General features: G+C 75.7%; 19 protein-coding genes and 1 riboswitch. Of the genes, 9 read left to right on the forward strand and 10 right to left on the reverse strand.

Features of this window, described 5'->3' with window-relative positions:
- Both AB0L34_RS21995 and AB0L34_RS22000 read right to left on the reverse strand, forming a co-directional pair.
- Window positions 1-2,099, reverse strand: a 2,099-nt coding sequence (locus AB0L34_RS21995; RefSeq protein ID WP_363706197.1) for a proton-conducting transporter membrane subunit, incomplete at its 3' end; no start/stop codon positions are given.
- A 220-nt stretch (window positions 2,100-2,319) separates the two neighbouring features.
- Window positions 2,320-2,706 carry a hypothetical protein gene (locus tag AB0L34_RS22000; protein ID WP_357454154.1) on the reverse strand — a complete coding sequence of 129 codons (387 nt, stop codon included), beginning with the start codon at window positions 2,704-2,706 and terminating at the stop codon, window positions 2,320-2,322.
- A 148-nt stretch (window positions 2,707-2,854) separates the two neighbouring features.
- Between AB0L34_RS22000 and AB0L34_RS22005 the strand changes: the two genes are divergently transcribed.
- From AB0L34_RS22005 to AB0L34_RS22020, 4 genes are all read left to right on the forward strand, one after another.
- Window positions 2,855-7,531 carry a DEAD/DEAH box helicase gene (locus AB0L34_RS22005; RefSeq protein ID WP_363706220.1) on the forward strand — a complete coding sequence of 1,559 codons (4,677 nt, stop codon included), beginning with the start codon at window positions 2,855-2,857 and terminating at the stop codon, window positions 7,529-7,531.
- A 47-nt stretch (window positions 7,532-7,578) separates the two neighbouring features.
- Entirely contained in the window at window positions 7,579-8,421 is an 843-nt protein-coding gene (locus tag AB0L34_RS22010) for an SDR family oxidoreductase (protein ID WP_363706199.1), read from the forward strand.
- 59 nt (window positions 8,422-8,480) lie between these two features.
- Window positions 8,481-9,404 carry an RNA polymerase sigma-70 factor gene (locus AB0L34_RS22015; RefSeq protein WP_363706201.1) on the forward strand — a complete coding sequence of 308 codons (924 nt, stop codon included), beginning with the start codon at window positions 8,481-8,483 and terminating at the stop codon, window positions 9,402-9,404.
- A 128-nt stretch (window positions 9,405-9,532) separates the two neighbouring features.
- Window positions 9,533-9,925 carry a DoxX family protein gene (locus AB0L34_RS22020; protein ID WP_363706203.1) on the forward strand — a complete coding sequence of 131 codons (393 nt, stop codon included), beginning with the start codon at window positions 9,533-9,535 and terminating at the stop codon, window positions 9,923-9,925.
- Window positions 9,926-9,955: 30 nt separating this feature from the next.
- On the opposite strand, the gene AB0L34_RS22025 is transcribed toward AB0L34_RS22020, so the two are convergent.
- Entirely contained in the window at window positions 9,956-10,546 is a 591-nt protein-coding gene (locus AB0L34_RS22025) for a hypothetical protein (RefSeq protein ID WP_363706204.1), read from the reverse strand.
- A 169-nt stretch (window positions 10,547-10,715) separates the two neighbouring features.
- On the opposite strand from AB0L34_RS22025, the gene AB0L34_RS22030 reads away from it, so the two are divergent.
- The 3 genes from AB0L34_RS22030 (at window position 10,716) to AB0L34_RS22040 (ending at window position 16,324) form a co-directional block, all read left to right on the forward strand.
- Window positions 10,716-11,522, forward strand: a complete 807-nt coding sequence (locus AB0L34_RS22030) for an SAM-dependent chlorinase/fluorinase (RefSeq protein WP_363706206.1) — start codon at window positions 10,716-10,718, stop codon at window positions 11,520-11,522.
- Window positions 11,523-11,562: 40 nt separating this feature from the next.
- Complete coding sequence (locus tag AB0L34_RS22035; RefSeq protein ID WP_363706208.1) at window positions 11,563-12,429, forward strand: zinc finger domain-containing protein; 867 nt, start codon at window positions 11,563-11,565, stop codon at window positions 12,427-12,429.
- A gap of 250 nt (window positions 12,430-12,679) precedes the next feature.
- Window positions 12,680-16,324 (forward strand): hypothetical protein, encoded by a 3,645-nt coding sequence (locus AB0L34_RS22040; RefSeq protein WP_363706210.1) that lies wholly within the window; start codon window positions 12,680-12,682, stop codon window positions 16,322-16,324.
- Here AB0L34_RS22040 and AB0L34_RS22045 read toward each other — a convergent pair whose 3' ends face one another.
- From AB0L34_RS22045 to AB0L34_RS22075, 7 genes are all read right to left on the reverse strand, one after another.
- Complete coding sequence (locus AB0L34_RS22045; protein WP_357454171.1) at window positions 16,325-17,104, reverse strand: hypothetical protein; 780 nt, start codon at window positions 17,102-17,104, stop codon at window positions 16,325-16,327.
- 28 nt (window positions 17,105-17,132) lie between these two features.
- Window positions 17,133-18,005 (reverse strand): PspA/IM30 family protein, encoded by an 873-nt coding sequence (locus AB0L34_RS22050; protein WP_357693807.1) that lies wholly within the window; start codon window positions 18,003-18,005, stop codon window positions 17,133-17,135.
- Window positions 18,006-18,222: 217 nt separating this feature from the next.
- Complete coding sequence (locus tag AB0L34_RS22055) at window positions 18,223-18,666, reverse strand: helix-turn-helix transcriptional regulator (RefSeq protein WP_357454176.1); 444 nt, start codon at window positions 18,664-18,666, stop codon at window positions 18,223-18,225.
- Window positions 18,667-18,977: 311 nt separating this feature from the next.
- Window positions 18,978-19,535, reverse strand: a complete 558-nt coding sequence (locus tag AB0L34_RS22060) for a CinA family protein (protein WP_363706212.1) — start codon at window positions 19,533-19,535, stop codon at window positions 18,978-18,980.
- A 97-nt stretch (window positions 19,536-19,632) separates the two neighbouring features.
- Entirely contained in the window at window positions 19,633-20,226 is a 594-nt protein-coding gene (pgsA, locus tag AB0L34_RS22065) for a CDP-diacylglycerol--glycerol-3-phosphate 3-phosphatidyltransferase (protein ID WP_357454182.1), read from the reverse strand.
- A 77-nt stretch (window positions 20,227-20,303) separates the two neighbouring features.
- A complete protein-coding gene (gene rimO / locus AB0L34_RS22070) occupies window positions 20,304-21,806 on the reverse strand; it encodes a 30S ribosomal protein S12 methylthiotransferase RimO (RefSeq protein ID WP_363706214.1) in 1,503 nt (500 codons plus the stop codon).
- Between the two features lie 132 nt (window positions 21,807-21,938).
- Window positions 21,939-22,862: an ornithine cyclodeaminase family protein gene (locus AB0L34_RS22075; RefSeq protein WP_363706216.1), complete on the reverse strand. Its 924-nt coding sequence runs from the start codon at window positions 22,860-22,862 to the stop codon at window positions 21,939-21,941.
- A gap of 97 nt (window positions 22,863-22,959) precedes the next feature.
- Window positions 22,960-23,024: riboswitch (guanidine-III (ykkC-III) riboswitch) on the forward strand.
- 62 nt (window positions 23,025-23,086) lie between these two features.
- Between AB0L34_RS22075 and AB0L34_RS22080 the strand changes: the two genes are divergently transcribed.
- Together AB0L34_RS22080 and AB0L34_RS22085 are read left to right on the forward strand one after the other, a co-directional pair.
- Complete coding sequence (locus AB0L34_RS22080) at window positions 23,087-23,401, forward strand: multidrug efflux SMR transporter (protein WP_350705037.1); 315 nt, start codon at window positions 23,087-23,089, stop codon at window positions 23,399-23,401.
- Between the two features lie 140 nt (window positions 23,402-23,541).
- Complete coding sequence (locus tag AB0L34_RS22085; protein ID WP_363706218.1) at window positions 23,542-23,787, forward strand: hypothetical protein; 246 nt, start codon at window positions 23,542-23,544, stop codon at window positions 23,785-23,787.
- The last annotated feature ends 77 nt before the right edge of the window (window positions 23,788-23,864 follow it).

Consider the following 23,864-nt stretch of genomic DNA (forward strand, 5'->3'; position numbering starts at 1 on the left):
CAAGCTGGTCGAGCGGCGGGAGTCCGGGCCGCCGCGGCGGTCACCGCCAGGCCGGCCGCCACCACCCCGGCCGCCAGGCCGATCGTCCGGCGCGCCCAGCGGCGCCGGCGCGGGCGGGCCGAGAACCGCTCGGGCAGCCGGCGCAGCACCAGCACGAACACCGCGATGGTCGCGGTCTCGACGAGGAACTGCGTCAGCGCCAGGTCCGGCGCGCCGTAGAGCACGAAGAGCATCGCGCTGCCGTAGCCCGTCATCCCCACCAGCAGCATCGCCGTCAGCCGCCGCCGGGCGCCCACCCCGAGCACCGCCGCCACGGTCACCACGGCCACCACCACGACCTGCAACGGGCTGTCCCAGAGGTCGATCCGGTCCCGCCACGGCCGGGTGGCCAGCATCGCCCCACCGGGCAGCACCGTGAGGGCGAGCAGGATGATCCCGAGGTACTGCGGCAGCGAACCCCGCTGGGTGACGCTGGTGACCTCGATGGCCAGCCGGTCGAATCGGCCGATGACCCACTCGTACCCCTGGTTGCCGCTGACCGGGACGTGCAGCCGGGCCAGCGCCGGGGCGAGGGGGCCGCGCAGCGCGTGCAGCGCCGCGCCGCCGGCCACGGCGAGGGCGGAGAAGCCGAGCGCGGGGCTGAGGCCGTGCCACAGCGCCAGGTGCCCGCCGACCGTGCCGAAGAGTTCGGCGTACGGGGCGAGCAGGCCGTCGAGGATCCCGGCGGCCGGGCCGGCGACCAGCCCGAGGACGGCCAGCAGGGCCGGCGGGGCGAGCATCGGCACGGCGATCCGGCCCGGGTCGGAGGGCTCCACGCCGGGCCGGGTGGCGAACGCGCCCCAGACGAACCGGGCGCTGTAGGCGACGGTGAGCGCGGTGCCGGCCACCAGCACGGCGAGCACCACCGGCCGGTCGGTGAAGGCGGCCAGCACGGCCTCCTTGGCGACGAAGCCGACCAGCGGCGGCAGGCCGGCCATCGACGCGGCGGCGAGCACCGCGACGGTGGCCAGCAGCGGCGCCCGCCGGCCCAGGCCGGACAGTTCCCGCAGGTCGCGGGTGCCGGCGCCGTGGTCGACGATGCCGACGACGAGGAACAGCGCCGCCTTGAACAGGGCGTGGGCCAGCAGCATGGCCACGCCGGCCAGCGCGGCGTCCGGGGTGCCCGCCCCGACGACCACGGCGAGCAGGCCGAGCTGGCTGACCGTGCCGTACGCCAGCAGCAGCTTCAGGTCGGTCTGCCGCAGCGCCGCCCAGCCGCCCGCCAGCATGGTCGCCAGGCCGGCGACCACCACGACCGGCCGCCACGGGCCGACGCCCGCCAGCACCGGGGCGAGCAGCCCGATCAGGTAGACGCCGGCCTTCACCATCGCGGCGGCGTGCAGGTACGCGCTGACCGGCGTGGGGGCCGCCATCGCCACCGGCAGCCAGGAGCTGAACGGCAGCACCGCCGACTTGGACAGCGCGCCGGCCAGGATCAGCAGCACCGCCGTGACCAGGTACGCCCCGCCGGGCAGCGGACCGGTGGCGATCTCGGACCACCGGTAGCTGCCGGCGTGCTGGCCGAGCATGATGAACCCGACCAGCATGGCCAGCCCGCCGAGGGTGGTCACGGTCAGCGCCTGGGCGGCCGCCCAGCGGCTGGCACGCCGCTCCGTGCTGTGCCCGATCAGCAGGTACGAGAAGATCGTGGTCAGCTCCCAGCAGACGTAGAGCAGCAGCAGGTCGTCGGCGAGGACGAGCCCGAGCATCGCCCCGGCGAAGGCCACCAGCACGGCCGCGAACCGGGCCATCCCGACCGACCCGGGGCCGAAGTAGCGGGCGCTGTAGACGAGGACCAGCGCGCCGACGCCGCCGACGAGCAGGGTCATCAGCCAGGACAGGGTGGTCAGCCGCAGCGCCAGGTCGAGCCCGAGCTGCCGGATCCACGGGTACGTCTCCACCACCGCCCCGCCGCGGACGGCCGGCGTGCGGGCCAGCGCCCAGCCGAAGGCGGCGGCCGGCGCCAGCGCCAGCGCGTAGCAGGCACGCGGACCCCACCGCCGGACCAGCAGCGGCGCCAGGAGGGCCGCCACGAGGTGGAGGATCAGCAGTACGAGCACCCGCACTCCCGGTCGAGGTGGCAGCGGCGCGCGCCGGAGGTGGGCCGGCACCTAGGTGCGATCAGACGCCAGATGACCGCCCGCCGGGCCGTTTTGCGGGAATTCGTCCCTTGGCTGGCCTTGCCGTCTTCCCGTGGATCGCCCGGCGCAGGGCCGTGGATCGCCCGGCGCAGGGCCGTGGATCGCCCGGCGCAGGGCCGATGGGCGTGGTGCGGCGAGGTCAGCCGACGGTGATGTCGGCGGCGGGGACGGCGGGCTCCCGGGCGGGGCGCTCCCGGCGGGTCTCCACCAGCAGGTCGGGGCGGTCGAGCTGGAGCACCACCTTGTTGACCACCCGCTGGGCGGCGGCGAGCGACCGCACCGACAGCAGCCGGCCCCGGCTCTCCCGGCGCAGCACGAAGTAGTGCACCGCGGCGCGCACCTGGCCCCGGTCGGCGGCGCTGGCCTGGGCGGTGGAGACGACCAGCTCCCGCAGCGCCGCGGCCAGCCGCTCGGCCAACTCCAACTCCGGGCCGGCGAGACCGGCGCGGACGGCGGCGAGGTGACTGTCGACCTTGCGGATGAGCACGTCGGTGCCGGGCTCGAAGCTCCGCTGCTCGACGGTCATCCGATCCCCTCCACCCCGGTCGGCTCCGAGTGAAGTTACTTTATGTTGCGCGTCGCAAGCAAGCAGTTAAGTAAGACTTAACGCGTCAACGGCACAACCATCGCGTATGAGCCGGACCAGGACACAACCCGCGCCCGCCCGGGACCGGATGTCAGACGGCCGGGGCAGGATGGATGGCGTGACGGATGCGATGGCGGGTTTCGGCGCGGCCACCCGGGAATGGTTCACCGCCGCCTTCGCCGCGCCCACCGCCGCCCAGGCGGGCGCCTGGAGTTCCGTCGCCGCCGGCCGCAACGCCCTGGTGGTGGCACCCACCGGCTCCGGCAAGACGCTCGCCGCGTTCCTCTGGTCGCTCGACCGGCTGGCCCGCGAGCCGGCCCCGGCCGACCGCCGACACCGGTGCCGGGTGCTCTACGTCAGCCCGCTCAAGGCGCTCGCGGTCGACGTCGAGCGCAACCTGCGCACGCCGCTGGCCGGGATCCGACAGGCCGCCACCCGGCTGGGCGTCGCCCCGCCGGAGATCACCGTGGGGATGCGCACCGGCGACACCCCGGCCGACGAGCGGCGCGCGTTCGCCCGCACCCCGCCGGACATCCTCATCACCACGCCGGAGTCGCTGTTCCTGCTGCTGACCTCCGCCGCCCGCGACTCCCTGCGCGGCGTCGAGACGGTCATCGTCGACGAGGTGCACGCGGTGGCCGGCACCAAGCGCGGGGCGCACCTCGCGCTCTCCCTGGAGCGCCTCGACGAGTTGCTGCCCGCGCCAGCGCAGCGGATCGGCCTGTCCGCCACGGTCCGGCCGGTCGACGCGTGCGCCCGCTTCCTCGGCGGCGCCCGGCCCGTCGACGTCGTCGCCCCGCCCACCGCCAAGACGATCGAGGTCAGCGTCCAGGTCCCGGTGGAGGACATGACCCGCCTCGACGAGCAGGAGCCGCCGGAGGACGACCTCGGCGGGCCCGGGCCGCGCCGGGCGTCGATCTGGCCGGCGGTCGAGGAGCGCGTCTTCTCCCTGATCCGGGCACACCGCTCGACCATCGTCTTCACCAACTCGCGGCGCTCCGCCGAGCGCCTCTGCGCGCGGCTCAACGAGCTGGCCGCCGACGAGTCGGCCGGCCCGCCCGCCGGGCCCGACGGGCGGGCCGACCGGGCCGTGCCGGCCCGCGAGGCCGACGCGTGGGAAGGCCCCGCCGATCCGGACCGGGGCACCGGCGCGCGGGGCGGCCCCATCGGCCCGGTTCGCCGCACTCCCGCCGAGATGATGGCCCAGGCCGGTGGGGCGACCGGCGCGCCGACCGTGATCGCCCGCGCCCACCACGGCAGCGTCTCCCGGGAGGAGCGCAAGCACATCGAGGAGGCGCTCAAGTCCGGCCAGCTGCCCGCCGTGGTGGCCACCTCCAGCCTGGAGCTGGGCATCGACATGGGCGCGGTCGACCTGGTGGTGCAGATCGAGGCGCCGCCCAGCGTCGCCGCCGGCCTGCAGCGGGTGGGCCGGGCCGGGCACCAGGTCGGCGCGGTCTCCCGGGGCGTGGTCTTCCCCAAGCACCGGGGCGACCTGCTGTCCTGCACCGTGGTGGCCGAGCGGATGGGCGGTGGCGCCATCGAGGAGCTGCACTACCCGCGCAACCCGCTCGACGTGCTGGCCCAGCAGATCGTCGCCATGGTCGCGCTGGAGCCGTGGCACGTCGGTGACCTGGCCGTCCTGGTCCGCCGGGCGGCGCCCTTCGCCGAGCTGCCCGACTCGGCCCTGCACGCCGTGCTCGACATGCTCTCCGGCCGCTACCCGTCCACCGCGTTCGCCGAGCTGCGGCCCCGGCTGGTCTGGGACCGCGCCACCGACACGCTCACCGGCCGGCCCGGCGCGCAGCGGCTCGCGGTGACCAGCGGCGGCACCATCCCCGACCGGGGGCTCTTCGGCGTCTTCCTGGCCGGCGCCGAACGGGCCGCCCGGGTCGGCGAGCTGGACGAGGAGATGGTCTACGAGTCGCGGGTCGGCGACGTGTTCCTGCTCGGCTCCTCGTCCTGGCGGATCGAGGAGATCACGCCCGACCGGGTGCTGGTCTCCCCAGCCCCCGGGCAGGCGGCGAAGATGCCCTTCTGGAAGGGCGACCAGCTCGGCCGGCCCGTCGAGCTGGGCCGCGCCATCGGCGCCCGGGTGCGCGCCCTGCTGCGGCAGGACGACAAGACCGCCGTCGCCGCGCTGCGGGCCGGCGGGCTCGACGACTGGGCCGCCGGCAACCTGATGGCCTACCTGCGCGAGCAGAAGGAGGCCACCCGGTCCCTGCCCGACGACCGCACGGTGGTGGTCGAGCGGTTCCGCGACGAGCTGGGCGACTGGCGGCTGGCCGTCCACAGCGTGCTCGGCGCCCGGGTCAACGGGCCGTGGGCGCTGGCGATCGGCCGCCGGCTCACCGAGCGCTACGGGGTGGACGCCCAGGTGATGCCGTCCGACGACGGCATCGTCGTCCGCCTGCCGGACACGGCCGACGAGCCGCCGGGCGCGGACGTGGTGGTCTTCGAGCCGGAGGAGATCGCACAGCTCGTCGAGGAGTCCGTCGGCACCTCCGCGCTCTTCGCGTCCCGGTTCCGGGAGTGCGCCGCCCGGTCGCTGCTGCTGCCCCGCCGCGACCCGCGCCGCCGCCAGCCGCTGTGGCAGCAGCGTCAGCGCGCCGCCCAACTGCTCGACGTCGCCCGCGAGTACGCCGACTTCCCCGTGACCCTCGAAGCCGCCCGGGAGTGCCTCCAGGACGTCTTCGACCAGCCCGCGCTGGCGGAGCTGATGCGCGACCTGGCAGCCCGCAAGGTGCGCCTGGTCGAGGTGGAGACCGCCCAGCCGTCGCCGTTCGCCCGGTCGCTGCTGTTCGGCTACGTCGGGGCCTTCCTCTACGAGGGCGACGCGCCCCTCGCGGAACGCCGGGCCGCCGCGCTGGCGCTCGACTCGGCCCTGCTCGGCGAGCTGCTCGGCCGCGTCGACCTGCGGGAGCTGCTCGACCCGGTGGTGCTGGCCGAGACCGAGCGGCAGCTGCGCTGGCTGACCGAGCAGCGCCGCCCGCGCGACGCGGAGGACGTGGTCGAGCTGCTCCGGGTGGTCGGCGACCTGTCCGAGGCCGAGTTGGCCGAGCGGGGCGCGCCCGTGGAATGGCTGACCGGGCTGGCGGCCGCCCGCCGGGTGCTGCGGGTGCGCATCGCCGGCGAGGAGCGCTGGGTGGGCGTCGAGGACGCGGCCCGGCTGCGCGACGCCCTCGGCGTGGCCCTGCCGGTCGGGGTCGCCGAGGCGTACCTCGCCCCGGTGGCCGACCCGCTGGGCGACCTGGTCGCCCGCTACGCGCGTACGCACGGCCCGTTCGCGGCCGCCACCTGCGCCGCCCGGTTCGGGCTCGGGGTGGCCGTGGTGGAGCAGTCGCTGCGCCGGCTCGCCGCCACGGGGCGGGTCGTCTCCGGCGAGTTCACCCCGGACACGGCCGGCGCCCAGTGGTGCGACGCGGAGGTGCTGCGCCTGCTGCGCCGCCGGTCCCTCGCCGCGCTGCGCCGGGAGATCGAGCCGGTGCCGCCCCGCGCGCTGGCCGCGTTCCTGCCCCGGTGGCAGCAGGTCGGCTCGTCGGCGCGCGGCGTGGCGGCGCTGGCCGCGGCGGTCGAGCAGCTCCAGGGGGCGGCGGTGCCGGCGTCGGCCCTGGAACGCCTGGTGCTGCCCGGCCGGGTCGCCGACTACTCCCCCGCCCAGCTCGACGAGCTGTGCGCCAGCGGCGAGGTGCTCTGGGCCGGCTCGGGGGCGATCTCCGGCGGGGACGGCTGGGTCACCCTCGCGTACGCGGACGCCGCCCCGCTGCTGCTGCCCCCGCCCGACGAGGCGCTCACCCGCACCCCGCTGCACGACGCGGTGCTGGAGGCGCTCGGCGACGGGCAGGCGTTGTTCTTCCGGTCGCTGTCCGACCGGGTGGGCTCGACGGACGACGCCGCGTTGACCGCGGTCGTCTGGGATCTGGTCTGGGCCGGTCATCTCACCAACGACACCCTGGCCCCGCTGCGGGCGGTGCTCGGTGGCGGCGGGGCGCACCGGTCCCGCCCGACCGCGCCGCGCACCCGCTACCGCCGCCCCGGGCGGGTGGCCCTGCCGACCCGAGGCGGCCCGCCGACCGTCGCCGGGCGCTGGTCGCGCCTGCCGGAGCGCGACACCGACCCCACCCGCCGCGCCGCCGCCCTGGCCGACGTGCTGCTCGAGCGCCACGGCGTGGTGACCCGGGGGGCGGTCGTGGCCGAGCAGGTGGCCGGCGGGTTCGCCGCGGTCTATCCGGTGCTCTCCGCCCTGGAGGAGCGCGGCGCGGCCCGGCGGGGCTACTTCGTGGAGGGGCTGGGCGCGGCGCAGTTCGCGGTGCCGGGCGCGGTGGACCGGATCCGGGCGCTGGCGGAGCCGGCCGACGGCGGGCGGGGGCGCGGCGGGCCCACCCTGGTGCTCGCCGCGACGGACCCGGCCAACCCGTACGGGGCGGCGCTGCCCTGGCCGGAACGGGTGGTCGACTCGGGCGACGGAGCCGCCCCGGCGACCGGGCACCGGGCGGGGCGCAAGGCCGGTGCCCTGGTGGTGCTGGTCGCCGGCGACCTGGTGCTGTACGTCGAGCGCGGCGGGCGGACCATTCTCTCCTTCACCGACGACGCCGACACGCTGGCGGCGGCCGGCAAGGCGCTCGCCGACGCGGTCCACTCCGGCGCGCTGGGGGCGATGTCGGTCGAGCGGGCCGACGGCGAGGCGGTGCGCTCCTCGCCGCTGCGCGACGCGCTCACCGCCGCCGGCTTCCGGGCCACCCCACGCGGTCTGCGCCTGCGCGGCTGAACCGTACCCGGGCCCCATGACCGGCGGCTGCGTCGACGCGGGACGTGGTGGCGGGGCAGCAGCCGTCGTTGCAGGGCCCCTGGTGGAATGGCTGTGACGCGGCGCTCACCGTGTCACAGCCGGGCCGGCGTATGTGTCTCGGGGGTATGACGAACTCGGAACAGACCTCTGTGTTGATCACCGGAGGCAACAAGGGACTTGGTCTCGAGGCCGCCCGCCGGCTCGGGGAGCAGGGTTGGAGGATCTTCCTCGGCTCGCGTGACGCGGGTCGAGGACGAGCAGCCGCCGACAAGCTGACCGCCGGCGGCGCGAACGTGATCATGGTCCCACTGGACGTGACGTCGGAGGAGTCGGTGACCGCCGCCGTACGACGTGTGCGGGAGCACACCGACCGGCTGGACGTGTTGATCAACAACGCGGGCGCCAGCGGGAACGGTGTCGCGCCAGCGGACGCGACGGCCGACGAAGTCCACGCCGTCTACGACACGAACGTGTACGGACCGATCAGGGTCACGCACGCCCTCCTTCCCTTGCTGCGGGCGGCGAACAATCCGCGGGTGGTCATGGTGTCCAGTGGTGCCGGGTCCATGACGGTCGTGACCGATCCGGACCAGCCCGTCTCGAAGATGCACGAGCTTGCCTACAGCTCGTCGAAATACGCCCTGAACATGATCACCGTCCGGTACGCCCAGGCGCTTCCGGAGATCAAGTTCAACATCGCCACGCCCGGGGAGATCGCCACTCGCAGGTTCGCCGCGACCGACATGAACAATCACACCGGTCAGCTGACCGTCACCGAGGGCACCGACTCGATCGTCAAACTCGCGATGATCGACGCCGACGGGCCGACCGGGATCTTCATCGATCGCAACGGTCCCGCTCCGTGGTGACCGAACTCGGCGGAGAGGCGCGAAGCGTCGGGGCGGCAGTGCCTCGAGGAGGAGCCGGCGTGAGCCGGGCCGAGGAGTTCGAAGAACTGCGGGCGCTGCTGTTCGCGATCGCCTACCGGATCCTCGGCAGCGTGAGCGAGGCCGAGGACGCGGTCCAGGAGACCTGGCTGCGCTACGAGGCCTCCCCGACACGACCCACGTCGACCAAGGCGTTTCTCTCGGCCGTGGTCACCCGGGTCGCGATCAACGTGCTGCGCTCGGCCCGCCTGCGGCGGGAGGAGTACGTCGGGCAGTGGTTGCCCGAACCGCTGCTGGCCGACCCGTACGAGGATCCGGAGCGGTCGGCGGAGCTGGCCGACTCGGTGTCGATGGCGGCGCTGTTGCTGCTCGAGCGGCTCAGTCCGCTCGAGCGCGCGGTCTTCGTGCTGCGGGAGGTGTTCGGGTTCGGCTTCGGCGAGATCGCGTCGACGGTGGGCCGCTCGGAGGCGGCCTGCCGCCAGCTCGCGGTGCGGGCGCGCCGCCACATGGACGCGGGCCGGCCCCGGTTCGAGGCAGACCGCAGGGAGCGCGAGGAACTCGCCGAACGCTTTTTCGACGCCTTCAGGGAAGGCGATCTCGACGGGCTACGGGAACTCCTCGCCGCCGACGTGCAGATGATCAGCGACGGCGGTGGCAAGGCCCCGCAACTGCCCAGGGCCATCATCGGCGCCGACAACGTGGCCCGGGTGCTCGCCGCGGCCGCTGCGCCGATGGTCCGGATCGGCGGCGTCCTGGAGCCACACGAGGTGAACGGCCAGCCGGGCGCGATCTTCCGCGACCGGGACAACAAGGCGGTCAACACCTTGGCGCTCGACATCCTCGACGGGCAGATCCAGGCGATCCGCTTGGTGATCAACCCCGCCAAGCTCCAGCACCTGGGTTCGGTGGCCGACGCCTGGGCGGTCGCCCGCAGGTTTCACCAGGCTCGCCGGCCCACGGAGTGACGTGAGGCCGAGGCCGCCGGATGGATGGCGGCGCCGCCATCGTCAACGTCGGAGTCGCTGACGCGCAGCCGGCACCGGCCACCACCACCCAGGAACGACAATCCCCACGACTCTGCAAGGAGCAACCGATGGACCTCAACCGCTGGCTGTGGATCGCCACCGGACTGCTGACCGTTGTCCTCCTGGTCAGCACCTCCAAGATGTTCGTACCCAGGGAGAAGATGGCCTCCTTGGGGGGCCACGCCGCGGAATGGGTCCTGGATTTCAGCCCCGGCACCCTCAGGGCCATCGGAACCCTCGAAATCCTGGCTGCGGCGGGCCTGGTCCTGCCCGCGGTCCTCGACATCGCGCCGGTTCTGGTGCCCGTGACCGCCACCTGCGTGGCGTTGCTGTTCGTCGGCGCGGCGACGATGCGCCTCCGCCGTGGCGAGACGATGACGATCGTGCCCGACCTGGTCTATCTCGCCATCGCCGCCTTCGTGGCCTGGGGCCGCTTCGGCCCCGAGTCCTTCACGGGCTGACGGGGCCGGGTTGCCGGATGCCCGGGCGTGTCAGCGCAGGCCGGTGAGGACCTTCTCGTACCCGGGGCGGTCAGCCTTGGGCGTCCTCGCCTCCAGGTAGTTGAGCACCACCGTGCCGCGCCGGAAGGACTGGCCGCCCCAGGTCTCGGCGATGTCGCTGGCGCTCGACTCGTCCGGGAAGACGTAGACGGTGACGGCGTCGGTGGCGATCAGCTCGGAGCAGCCCAGGCCGAGGCCGTCCGGCCCGCAGTCGACCGAGCGGTCCCGCGGGTTCGGCACCTTCAGCCCGGCCGCCTTGAACGCGTCGACGACCTGCCGCGCGCCCGGCGTCCCGGTCGGCCGGGCGGGCAACTCCACCGGCGGCGGGCTGGCCGGGCGGCGTTCGGTGGTCCCGGCGCTCGGCCCGGCCGGCCCCGCGCCGGTGGGCGGTGCGGCGGGCGTGGTGGCGGTCGTGGCCGTCCCCGGCGCCGTGGGGCCCGACGGCACGTCGGCGGCCGGCGTCGACGCCGAGGCGGCCGGGGGCGCGGCGCGCGGGGGCTCCTCCGCGTCGTCTCCGCAGGCGGCGGTCAGGGCGGCGGCGATCACGAGCACCGCGACGGCGGGCAGGCTGCGGTTGGTCACCCCTGGCAGTCTGCCCAACCCGGTCCCGTCCCGGCAGTGGCCGGTCGGCCATCCGGCTGTCCCATATCCGCCAGCGCCGCCCCGGGCCGGGGACCGCGCGGCGGTCGACGCGCTGCACGAGGGCTGATCCTCGAACTGCGGCTCACCGCCGGCGACTAACCTGCCCGGCATGGACCGCACGCCCTGGATCTCGCTGACCACCGACTACGGTCTCGCCGACGGCTTCGTGGCCGCCTGCCACGGGGTCATCGCCCGGCTCGCCCCGGCCGCCCGGGTGATCGACGTGACCCACCTGGTGCCACCGGCCGACGTGCGCCGGGGCGCGGCGGTGCTGGCGCAGACCGTGCCCCACCTGCCCGAGGGCGTGCACGTGGCGGTCGTCGACCCCGGCGTCGGCACCGCCCGCCGGGGCGTCGCCCTGGCCGCGCCGCGCGGCCTGCTGGTGGGGCCGGACAACGGCCTGCTCGTCGACGCCGCCGAGGCGCTGGGCGGGGTCACGGCGGCCGTCGAGCTGACCGCGCCGGACTGGCTCGCGCCCGAGGTGTCCCGCACGTTCCACGGCCGGGACGTCTTCGCGCCCGTGGCCGCGCGGCTGGCGCTCGGCGCCCCGCTGTCCGGTGCCGGCCCGGCCGTCGACCCGGCGACCCTGGTCCGGCTGCCGGCGCCGGTCGTCCGGCCCGAGGCGGCGGGCTTCACCGCCGAGGTGCTGACCGTGGACCACTTCGGCAACGTGCAACTGGCCGCGCCGGCCGACCTGCTGGTGCCGCTGCCGGCCCGGGTACTGGTGCGGCCGGACGTCGAGCCGGGGGCCGGGCGCGAGGCCGTGCACGGCCGCACCTTCGGGGACGCCCCGGCGGGCGGGCTGGTGGTGCACGCCGACTCGGCCGGCCTGGTCGCCGTGGCGGTCAACGGCGGCCGGGCGGTCGACCTGCTCGCGGTGGCGCCGGGCGACCTGCTGCGCGTCGCGGCCCGGTGACCGCCGCGCCGGGTCCTAGGCGGCGAGGGAGGATGGACGGGTGCCCGAAGGCGACACCGTCTGGAACACCGCCCGCGTCCTGCACCGCGCGCTGGCGGGCGCCCGCCTGACCGGCAGCGACTTCCGGGTGCCCCAGCTCGCCGCGACCGACCTCACCGGCTGGACGGTGCGGGAGTCTGCCAGCCGGGGCAAACACCTGCTGCTCCGCCTCGTCGCACCGGCGGGAAACGCACCGCCGGGAAGCGCACCGCCGGGAAGCGCACCGCCGGGAGGCGCCACCACGGGAGGCGACGGGGCGCGCTGGACGCTGCACTCCCACCTGCGGATGGAGGGTGTCTGGCGGGCGTACGCGCCGGGGGAACGGTGGACCGCCCGGCCGGCGCACCTGATCCGGGTGGTGCTGCGCGCCCCGCAGGCGGTCGCCGTCGGCTACCACCTGCACGAGCTGGCGCTGGTGCCGACGGCCGAGGAGGAATCGCTGGTCGGCCACCTCGGCCCCGACCTGCTCGGCACGGACTGGGACCCGGCCGAGGCGGTACGCCGGCTGGCCGCCCACCCGGACGTCACCATCGGCGAGGCCCTGCTGGACCAGCGCAACCTGGCCGGCGTCGGCAACCTCTACAAGTGCGAGATCCTGTTCCTGCGCGGCGTGTCGCCGTGGACGCCGGTACGCGCCGTGCCGGATCTCGCCGGCACCGTGGCCCTGGCGCAGAAGCTGCTCGCGGCCAACCGGGGCCGCTGGACGCAGAGCACCACCGGGTCGCTGCACCGGGGGCAGACCAGCTACGTCTACGGGCGGCGCGCCCAGCCCTGCCGCCGGTGCGGCACCGCGATCCGCAAGGAGGAGTTGGGCGAGCGGGTCACCTACTGGTGCCCCGTCTGCCAGCCCGAACGCCCGGCCGGCTGACGGCCCCGGGGCCACGTCGGCCCGCCCTCCGTCACCGGCCGACCGACGTGGGGCCGGCGTGTCGGGCGGGACACTCCGCCGGTGCGGCGGGAAAAGTCGCGTCCCCGCCACAGATACGGACGATTGGGTACTTCCTAACCCCCGCCGTCGCGTCGCATGCTGCGGTTGACTCCTCACGCATCGTCAGCGACGCGCGACCAGGCCGCCACGCCGCCGTGGCGGCCCCCGCGCCCGGACACCGGGGAGAGCCATGGACCTGTTCCGCAGACTCCGGATCCCATGGGAGCGGGCGGTGCCCCGCCCCGGAAACGGCGCCACCGCCGGGTCCCGGCCGGCGGGGCCGGTCCCGGCGGCCCGGCGCGTGGAGGAGCCGGTCGTGGTGCCGGCCAGCCTCGACCCGGCGGCCGTCCCGCGCTGCTTCGGCCCGGTGCCGAACTACGCCCGCAGCCCGCTGCCGGTCGTCGGGGCCGACGGCCGGGTGGTGCCCGGCACCGGCATCCGCAAGTTCGTCGACGCGCTGCCCGGCCTCGGCACACTCGGCCGCACCCAGCTGGGCGGCCACCTCCCCGTGGCGGTGCCCGACACCATCAGCTACCCGGGCTGCGACTACTACGAGATCGTCCTGGAGCAGTACGCGCAGCGGCTGCACCGGGACCTGCCGGCGACCCGGCTGCGCGGCTACCGCCAGCTCAACCTCGGCACGGACGCCAACGGGCACAACACGGTCGTGCCGGCGGGGCGCCCCTGGCACCTCGGCCCGGTCATCCTGGCCCGCCGGGGCCGCCCGGTCCGGGTCAAGTTCATCAACCACCTCCCCACCGGTCGGGCCGGGGAGCTCTTCCTGCCGGTCGACCCGACGGTGGCGGGCGCGGGGACGGGGCCGCTCGACGGTCCCGCGCCCTACCCGCAGAACCGGGCGGTGCTGCGCCTCGCGGGCGCGCACACCGGGTGGATCAGCGCCGGCAACCCCTGGCAGTGGGTGACCCCGGCGGGCGAGATCACCCCGTACCCGAACGGGATCGGCCTGACCCACGTTCCCGACATGCCGCCGCCCGGCGCGGGCGCCACCACGCTCTACTACCCGAACGAGCAGAGCGGGCGGCTGTGCTGGTTCCACGACAACACCGTCGGCCTGGCCCGGCTGACCGTCTACTCCGGGCAGCTCGCGCTCTACCTGCTCACCGACCCGGCCGAGGAGGAACTCGTCGCCGACGGCGTGCTGCCCGCCGACCAGCTCCCGCTGGTGATCGAGGACAAGACGTTCGTGCCGGACGACACCCAGCTCGCCGGGGAGGACCCGACCTGGGACCGGGACCGCTGGGGCTCCCGGGGCAGCCTCTGGCACCCGCACGTCTACCAGCCCCGGCAGAACCCGTACCGGGCCGACGGGACGAACCCGACCGGCCGCTGGGACTACGGCCCGTGGTCGCGTACGGCCGACGAGCCCGGGCCGCGGGAGCACCCCGGGACGCCCGACGCCGGCCCGGTCCCGAACCCGCACCACGATCCGGTCACGGACCCGGAGGAGCCGCCGCTGACGCCCGGCGTCCCGCACCCGTCGGCGGTGCCGGACGCGTTCGGCGACACCATGCTGGTCAACGGGATCGCGTACCCGTACCTGGAGGTCGCGCCGCGGACGTACCGCTTCCGGATCCTCAACGCCTGCCTGGACCGCGGCCTGAACCTCCAGCTCTACCGGGCCCGCTCCGACGGCCCGATGTGGGACCCGGAGGGCGACCTGGCCGACGCGGACGCCGGCGAGGTGCCGATGGTGGAGGCGGTCCGCGCGCCGGACCGTCCGGCGGGCTGGCCGACGGACGGGCGCGAGGGCGGGGTCCCCGACCCGCGCGCCGCCGGCCCGGCGCTGGTCCAGATCGGCAACGACGGCGGCCTGCTCCCCGCGCCGGTGGTCGTGCCCAACCAGCCGGTCGGCTACCGGTACGACCGCCGGGACCCGACCGTGCTCAACGTCGACTCGCACGCGCTGCTGCTCGCCCCGGGCGAGGTCGCCGACGTGCTGGTCGACTTCTCGACCGTGCCGCCGGGCGGCACGGTGATCCTCTACAACGACTGCCCCGCCCCGCTGCCCGGCTTCGACCCGCGCGCCGACCACCACACGGGCGCCCCGGACCGCACCGCCGAGGGCGGCCCGCCGCCGACCCGCCCCGGGTACGGCCCGAACACCCGGACGCTGCTCCAGTTCCGGGTCGCCGGCACCCCGGCGCCGCCGTACGACCTGGCCCGGCTGCGGGACCGCCTGCCCCACGCGTACGCGGCCAGCCAGCGCCCGCCGATCGTGCCGCAGGCGGCGTACGACGCGGCGTTCGGCACCCGTACCGGCCGGGGGCCGGTCGTCCCGGTGCACGCCACCACGGTCAGCTTCGTGCCGACCGCCGGTGCCGCCCCGGTGCTCCTCCCGTTGCAGGTGAAGGCGGTGCAGCAGGTCTTCGAACCGGAGCACGGCCGGCTCGTCGGCCGGCTGGGCGTCGGGCACCCGCACGCCGGGCCGCTCGCCCCTGCCACCCTGCCGCTCGGCCCGACCGATCCGGCCACCGAGGTGCTGCACGTGAGCGATCCGGCGATCGGAGTGGGCGCGCCCGCCGACGGCACCCAGCTCTGGCGCATCCGTGGCAACAGCCGGCAGACCCAGCCGGTGCGGTTCGCCGGCTGCGACGTCCAACTGGTCAACCGGGTCGGCTGGGACGGCGCCACCCGCCCGCCGCACCCCGCCGAGCGGGGCTGGAAGCAGGTGGTCCGGGTCGACCCGCGGGAGGACGTGATCGTCGCCCTGCGGCCCGTCGCGCCGCCCCTGCCGTTCAAGATCGGCGACAGCGTACGGCTGCTCGACCCGGCCCGCCCGGCCGGCGCCCGGACCGGCTCGACCCCGGTCAGCCCGGTCGACGGCCGGCCGTCGCTGGTGGTGAACCAGCTCGTCAACCTGGGCTGGGAGTACCACTGGCACAGCCAGCTCGCCGGGCACCGCGACCAGGGCATGACCCGGCCCCTGGTGCTGCGGGTCTCGCCCAGGGCGCCGACCGGGCTGACCGCGACGCCGGCCCCGGGCTCGGCGACTGCGCTGCCGGCGATCGCGCTGGCCTGGACGGGCAACGGCAGCCGCCCGACGGCCACCAGCCACCTGCTCCAGCGGGCCACCGACGCCACCTTCACGCAGGGGCTGACCGCGATCACCGTGGCGGCCACGGCGAGCCGCTACACCGACGCCACCGTCACCCCCGGGGTGACCTACCACTACCGGATCCGGGCGGAGAACGCGGTGAGCTGCTCCACCTGGTCCAACAGCGTGCCGGCGTCGGTGCAGCTCGCCGCGCCGGCGGGGCTGACCGCGGCGATCCCGCCGGCCGCTCCGCTGCGGGTCGCGCTGCGCTGGGCCAACCGTTCCTTCGCCACCGGCATCGACGTGCAGCGGGCCACCAACCCGACCTTCAGCAGCGGGCCGGGCACCACCGCGATCGGGGTCGGCGACAACCATCTCGACGCGGCGGTCGCCCCGGACACCACGTACTACTACCGGGTGCGGACCACCTACCTCGGGGCGGCGTCACCCTGGTCGACGGTGGCCAGGGCCACCACGCCGCCGGCCCCGGGCCTGCCCACGGGGGTGACCGCCACCGCCACGGCGCCCGGGCCCGACACGGCGACGGTGATCCTCGGCTGGTCGTCGAGCACCCCCGCCGGACCGGGGGCCGGGTTCATCGTGCAGCGGGCGCTGGACCCGGCGTTCAGCCGGGAGGTGTCGACCTTCACCGTCACCGGCCGCGGATTCACCAACACCGGCCTGGCGCGGGGCGTCACCTACCACTACCGCATCCGGTCGTTCAACGTCGTCGGCAGCTCCCCGTTCACCGGCCCGGTGCCGGTCACCACGCCGCCCTGATCAGGGGGTGCGCAGCGGCGCGCCCGCGCCGCGCAACTCGGCCAGCGCCGAGGCGACCCCGTGCAGCAGGTCGGTCGCCTCGGTCAGGCGGGAGGCGGCCGGGTGGTCGGCGTCGGGACGCGCGTCCTCGGCGACGTAGCCGGCGGCGGCCACGACCAGCCGCTCGTACGCCGCGACGCCCTGCTCCAGCTGGCCGGCCAGCGCCCGGTGCGCCTCGGCCAGCGGCGGTCGGGCGTCGGCGGGGGCGAGCCGCAGCGCGCGTTCGACACTGGCCACCCGGCCGGCGAGGTCCCGCAGCGAGCGGTCGGCGTCGGCCGCCTCCGACACGGCGGGCCCGGCCAGCCCGGTCAGCCGGCCGGCCATCCCGGCGAGGGTGAGGGCGGCCCGGTCCAGCCGGGCCCACGGCTCGGCGGCGCTGGTGCCGCGCAGCGCCACCCGGGAGCGCACCCGGCGCACCTCGGCCAGCACGCCGGGGCCGGCGGGGAGCCGCTCCACGGCGGCGACAAGGCGGGCGCGTGACCGGGCGGCGGCCTCGGCCGGGTCGAGCGCGGGCGGCGCCGGCTGGGCGGCCAGCGCGCGCAGGTCGACCCAGCGCCAGGCGGCGAGCACCAGCGCGCCGCCCGCCCCGGCCGCCCAGGCCGCGTCGGGCAGCCCGAGCCCGGCGTACGGGGTCAGCACGGCGGCCGCGCCGCCGAGGCCCCCTGCCGTGACGCTCCACCGGCGGGCGGACCGCCGCAACCGACTCAGGCGCCGGAAGTACCGCGTGCGCTCGTCTGCCACCTCTGCTGCCTCCTCGACCTGACCGGCCTCAGCCGGCGGCGGTGGTGTCCCCGGTGCCGCGTTCCCGGCCCATGCTGGCCCGGATCTCGTCCAGCCGGGCGGCGGCGGCCGGGTCGGCGGCCGGCGCGGCGGGCTCCGTACGCGCGACGGGCGGCCGCTCCTGCCTGCCGCCGAGCTGCTCACCGGCCATGCTCGACCGGATCTGCTCCAACCGGGCGGAGCCGGCCGAGTCGAGGGTCGCCTTCTGGATCTCCAGCATCCGGCCCTCGACGGAGTTGCCGGCCAGCTCGGCGCGGCCCATCGCGGTGGCGTACCGCTGCTCGATCCGGTCGCGCACCTCGTCGAGCGAGGGGGTGTTGGCGGGCGCGGTCAGCGCCGACATCGACTCCAGCGAGCGGGCCACGCTCTCCTGCATCTTGGCCTGCTCCAGCTGGCTGAGCAGCTTGGTGCGCTCGGCGAGCTTCTGCTGGAGGATCATCGAGTTGTTCTCGACCGCCCGGCGGGCCTGGGCGGCGGCGCCCAGCGCCTGGTCGTGCAGGGTCTTGAGGTCCTCGGTGGCCTGCTCGGCGGAGACCAGTTGGGTGGCCAGGGTCTGCGCGGAGTGCTCGTAGCGGTTGGCCTCGGCCTCGTCGCCCCTGGCGCGGGCCTGGTCGGCGAGGACGAGGGCCTGGCGCGCGTTGGCCTGGAGCCGCTCGACCTCCGACATCTGGCGGGACAGCTTCATCTCCAGCTGCCGCTGGTTGCCGATCACCGCGGCGGCCTGCTGGACGAGCGCCTGGTGCTGGCGCTGGGCCTCCTCGATGGCCTGCTGGATCTGCACCTTGGGATCGGCGTGCTCGTCGATCCTGGCGCCGAACAGCGCCATCAGGTACTTCCAACCCTTGACGAACGGGTTAGCCATCTCCGCGGTATCCCCTCAGTAGCGTCGCTCCGCCCTCGACCGGGCCGGGCGGGCCCGGCCGGCTGCGGCGCGGCAGTGGCTCCATCGTCCCAGCCGGACGCCACCCGGGCATCCGTACCGGCCAGCGAAGCGAGCGCCGACGCCGTCCGCGATCAACCCTACGCGGCGGTCGCCACCGCGACCATGGGACGCGGACGGGGGGTGAGGGTGGGGTGGGTCAGGCGGCGCAGACCACGTCGCGGTCGCCCCCGCGGACGCGGGAGGTGCGCAGCGTGGCCTTCAGCGGCGAATCCTGGCGGACCTGGACGGCGACCTTGCCGTCGGAGCTGACCTGGTGCACGCCCCGGCCGGTGGCCTTGCGCACCGTGGTCACCGCGGTGGTGTCGACGGTCTCGTCCTGCACGGGCACGAGCACGCCCGGCATCTGCTCGGCGAGCGCGACCGTGTCGCTGACCTCGCGCAGCAGCTCGGACAGGCGCGCGCCCAGCGCGTCGCAGATCGCCGCCAGCAGCTCGCTGGACGGCTCCTTCTGGCCGCGCTCGATCTCGGAGAGGTAGCCCAGGCTGACGTTGGCGGCGGAGGAGACCTCGCGCAGGGTGCGATGCTGCCCCTGCCGGCGCGCCCGTAGTGCGTCACCGATAACCCGGCGTAGCAGGACCATTCGCACCTCCCCTGAGGGACACCACTGTTTCGCGCGGCCGTCCGGCACGTCGTGCCGGCTCCGACCGTCGGAGCCTTCTCGCAACCGTACCCGTTGCCGGCCCCGCCGACATCCCACCCCGCCTCTCGGATTGCGGAGTCTGCTCAGCCTGTGGGACGGCTCGGCGTGGGACGTGGGCCCGCGTCGCGGGGGTCGGCTCGGCTCGCGGGGTCGGGCCCGGCCCGGCCCGGCCGGCGGGTCGGCCCGGCCGGCGGGTCGGCTCGGCCGGCGGGTCGGCTCGGCCGGCGGGTCGGCTCGGCCGGCGGGTCGGCTCAGCGCCGCCCGGCGGCGGCGGTGTCGGTCCGCCCGGCTTCGGCCTCGCCCGCGTCGACGCGGTGGATCCGCTCGGCGAGCAGCCGCAATGCCTCGACGACCGCCGCGGAGCGGATGTGGTCGCGGCCACCGTTCAGGTCGAGCTGCCGGACGTCGGCCCCGGCGGGCCCGGCCACCGCCACGTAGACCAGCCCGACCGGCTTGCCGTCCTGCGGCTCCGGGCCGGCCACCCCGGTCGTGGCCAGGCCCCAGTCGGCTCCGCAGCGCCGCCGCCCGCCCTCCGCGAGGGCCACCGCGACATCCGGGTCGACGGGCCCGCGGTCGGCCAGCAGATCCTCCGCTACGCCGGCGAGCTGCGACTTCAACTCGGTGGCGTAGACCACCAGCCCGCCCCGGAAGATGCCGCTCACCCCGGCGATCTCCACGATCGACGCGGCCAGCAGCCCCCCGGTCAGCGACTCCACCGTGGCCAGGGTCTCGTGGCGCTCCGCCAGACTGTGCACCACGCCCGCCGCCGGGCTGCCCACCGGCCGCGCGCCGTCCGCGTCACTATCCATGTCCCACATCCTTCCCCCGCCCCGCCGGGCCTACTCATCCTCCCCGAGCCGACAGGATCACACGGAGGGCGGCATGGTCCCCGGCTGGGAGACCGGGTCAGGAGGCGGGACGGCGCAGGCGCAGGGCCTGGGCGACGTAGTCGAAACCGGTGACCACCGTGACCCCGACCGCCGCGGCCATGATCCACGGGCCGACGGCAGCGAGGGCGGCCGGCATCGGCCACAGGTACCAGGTGATCGCGAGGATCTGGAGCGCTGTCTTGATCTTGCCGCCCCGGCTGGCCGCGATCACCCCGTGCCGGATCACCCAGAAGCGCAGCGCGGTGATGCCCAGCTCGCGGGCGAGGATCACCGTGGTCACCCACCAGGGCAGCCGGTCGTACCAGGAGAGCAGCAGCAGCGCGGCGCCGGTGAGCGCCTTGTCGGCGATCGGGTCGGCGACCTTGCCGACCGAGGTGACCAGGGCGAAGCGGCGGGCGATCCAGCCGTCGACCAGGTCGGTCACCGACGCGACGGCGAAGATCAGGCAGGCGGCCATCTGCCAGCCGGCGTGGGTCATCCCCGAGATGACCAGGGACGCGCCGAAGATCGGCACCAGGACCAGCCGCAGCGCGGTGAGCGCGTTCGCCGCGTTCAGCACGGGCACCCGGGCCACCACCGGCGCCGGCGTGGAATCCGTCGCCCCGGTCACCGCCGCCCCCCGCTCCGGCCGCCGTGGCGCACCTGGCACCCCACCACGTGGCTCCCCCGCTCTGTCCGGGCCCGCCGTCACCGTGCCGCGCCGGGCGCAGCCGAGATCATCTCATCCGGGACCGCGACGAGGTCCACCCCTTCGGTGCCCGTCACCGTCGCCCGCACCAGGTCGCCCGGGCGCAGCGCGGCGAGGTCCACCCCGCCGCCGGACGGCGCGACGAGGGTGGTCGAGCCGTCGACCTCGGGGGCCTGGTGGGCCGCCCGCCCCTCGACCACGCCGTCGGCGACCGAGTCGACCAGCACCTCGACGGTGGAGCCGAGCCGCTCCTCGGCCCGCTGCGAGCAGAGCTCGTCGGCGAGCGCGGCGAGCCGGTCGTACCGGCGCTTGACGGTGGCGGCGGAGACCTTGCCGGGCAGCCCGGCGGCCTCGGTGCCGTCCTCGTCGCTGTAGTCGAACACGCCGATCGCGTCGAGCCGCGCCTCGGTCAGGAAGCGGACCAGCTCCTGGTAGTCGGCGCGGGTCTCGCCGGGGAAGCCGACGATGAAGTTGCTCCGCGCGCCCGCTTCCGGGGCCAGGGCGCGGGCGCTCGCCAGCAGCTCCAGGAACCGGTCGGTGGAGCCGAAGCGACGCATCCGGCGCAGCACCGGCTCGCTGGAGTGCTGGAACGACAGGTCGAAGTACGGGGCCACGCCGGGCGTGGTGGCGATCGCCTCGACCAGGCCGGGCCGGGTCTCGGCCGGCTGGAGGTAGCTCGCCCGCACCCGGACGATGCCGTCGATCGCGGCGAGCTGCGGCAGCAGCTTCTCCAGCGCCCGGGGATCGCCCAGGTCCTTGCCGTACGAGGTCGAGTTCTCGCTGACCAGCACCAGCTCGCGGACGCCGGTCTTGGCCAGCCACTCCGCCTCGGCGAGCAGCTCGTCCGGCGTACGCGAGACGAAGGCACCGCGGAAGGCGGGGATGGCGCAGAACGCGCAGCGCCGGTCGCAGCCGCTGGCGAGCTTCAGCGAGGCGACCGGACCGGTGTCGAGCCGGCGGCGCAGCACCTGGCGCAGGTGCGCCGGGGTGTGCTCGTCGGTCTCGGTGACGCCCCGGGCGGGGGTGCCGTGGCCGGGCAGCGACACCGCGCTGTCCCGCCGGGAGACCGGGGTCAGCGGGAGCAGCTCGCGGCGGTCGCGCGGGGTGTGCGCGTGGATCGCCTCGCCGGCGACCACGGCGTCCAGCCGGGCGGCGATGTCCGGGTAGTCGTCGAAGCTGAGCACGGCCTGCGCCTCGGGGAGGCTGTCGGCCAGCTCACGGCCGTACCGCTCGGCCATGCAGCCGGCCGCGACCACCTTCGCGCCGGTGTCGGCGGCGGCCAGCAGGGTCTGGATGGAGTCCTGCTTCGCCTTCTCCACGAAGCCGCAGGTGTTCACGACCACCACGTCGGCGCCCTCGCCGTCGGTGGTGACCTGCCAGCCCTCGGCGTGCAGCCGGGCGGCCAACTCCTCCGAGTCGACCTCGTTGCGGGCGCAGCCCAGCGTCAGCAGGGCGACGCGGCGGCCGTCGGAGTTGTCGGAAGGAGAGGTGGCAGACACCATCCGAGGGTACCGGGCCGTCCGCGATCCCCCACGCACGCCCGTCCCGCGAGACAGGGCACCCGTTGACGCGCCCGGTGGGCAAGGATGCTTCCTGACACTCCTGGCGGGGCGGGGTGACGGACGCCACGCCGGTCAGACGGCCGCCGCGCCGACCCGGACCAGGCGGTCGAGCAGGAACACCTCGGTGCCGGCCAGGCCGGTCGAGCAGAAGACCGAGACCTGGTCCGCGCCGGTCCGGCCCGGCACCGCGCCGGCCAGCACCCCGCCCAGGTCGCGCAGCCGCCCGGCGTACGCCGGCAGCGCCGCGAGCATCGGCGGGTCGTACGCGGCGGCCTGCGCCGGCGAGTCGGTGACCAGCAGGTCGGCGGCGTCCAGCAGGTCGGGGCCGAACTCGTGCCGGTCGACCTGCTTGAAGCCGACTGTGTTGACGTGGGTGCCGGGAGCGAGGTCGGCGGCGTCGAGCACCGGGGTGACGCTGGTGGTGGCGAGCACCACGATGTCGCGGTCGGCCACGGCGGCCCGGGCCGACTCCACGGCGTGCGCAGGCACGCCCAGCTCGGCGCGTACCCGGGCGGCGAACGCCTCTCGCCGGACGGCGGAGCGGCTGTGCACCGTGACCTCGCGCAGCGGGCGGACCGCCGCCGCCGCCCAGACCTGCGTCCACGCCTGCCGGCCCGAGCCGACCACGCCCAGGGTGGCGGCGTCCGGACGGGCCAGGGCGTCCACGGCGGCCCCGCCGAGCCCGCCGGTGCGGCGGGAACCCAGTTCCTCCCCGACCGCCACCGCCCGGACCGCCCCCGTACGCCCGTCGTGCAGCACCACCACCTGCTCGCTCTCCGGGTGCCCGAACGTGTCGTACGAGCGGAAGCCGTACCACTCGCCGGTGAGGTGCCCGGCGGTGAGCACCATCCGCCCCCCACCCAGCGGCGCGGCGGCCCGGGGCGGGGCCACCAGGCGGCCGGCGTACGCGGCGAGCAGGGCGTCCCGCATGGCCGCCACCGTGGTGGGGGCGTCGAGCGCGGTGGTGACCTCGGCGTCGGAGAAGAGCAGCGGCATACGCCCATACTGCAAGTTGAAGTCAAGTTAAGGTCAACGAGGGGTGGCGGGGCTCACCACCCTCCTCCGGCACGTCCCGTTCGGTGCTAGCGTCGGCCCTGACGGCCACGGCCGTCCCGGACGAGTGGTGGGCGTACCCGGTCAGGCCAAGACGCCCGCGCGACGTGCAGACCCGACTCGTCCCGGCCCCGGAGGTCCGGGCGCAACCGCAGAGGTGATCTTCAATGGCCTGGATCGTACTGGTGATCTCTGGACTCCTCGAGACGGCGTGGGCGATCGCCCTCGACCGCAGCGCCGGCTTCAGCCGTCCCGTCCCGTCGGCGGTCTTCGTGGTGACGCTGGTGCTCAGCATGGCCGGGCTGGGGTACGCGCTGCGCGAGATCCCGGTCGGCACCGGCTACGCCGTCTGGGTCGGCATCGGGACGGTCGGCACCGCCCTGGTCGGGATGCTCGCGCTGAACGAGCCGGCCAACCTGCCCCGGATCGCCTGCCTCCTGCTGGTGATCGCCGGCATCGTGGGCCTGAAGATCTTCCACTGAGGACCGCACGGCGCGGCCCGCGAACCGGGCGGGCGGCCCGGCGCGCACCGGGGGCGGCGGGTGGGTCCGAGGCGTGACGAACGGCCACAGTGGGTAGAGGTCGGCCTGGCAACGCAGGCTCTCACCCACCGGAGGCAGACATGGCCGACACGCACACCACCGCCCGCCCGCGCAGCGGCGCCGCCCGCATCTGCACCATCCTGGGCTTCGTCTTCGCGGTCATCGCGATCCTGTTCCTGCCGCCGCTGTTCGGCCTCGTCGGCCTGATCCTCGGGATCGTCGGCGCCGTGCTCGGCGACAAGCCGCTCGGCTGGTACGCCGCCGTCGCCAGCGTGGCCGGCGCGATCATCGGCATGGTCATCGGCGCCGCCCTCTACAACTCCTGACCGCCGCTCCCCCACGGACGGGCCCCCCCGCGTCCGGGGGGGCCCGCCGGGTGCGGCCCCGCCGCCCCCGGGGGGAC

Origin of the sequence: Micromonospora sp. NPDC052213 (genome assembly GCF_040679695.1) — a bacterium.
In the GTDB taxonomy this organism is placed as follows: Bacteria; Actinomycetota; Actinomycetes; order Mycobacteriales; family Micromonosporaceae; genus Micromonospora.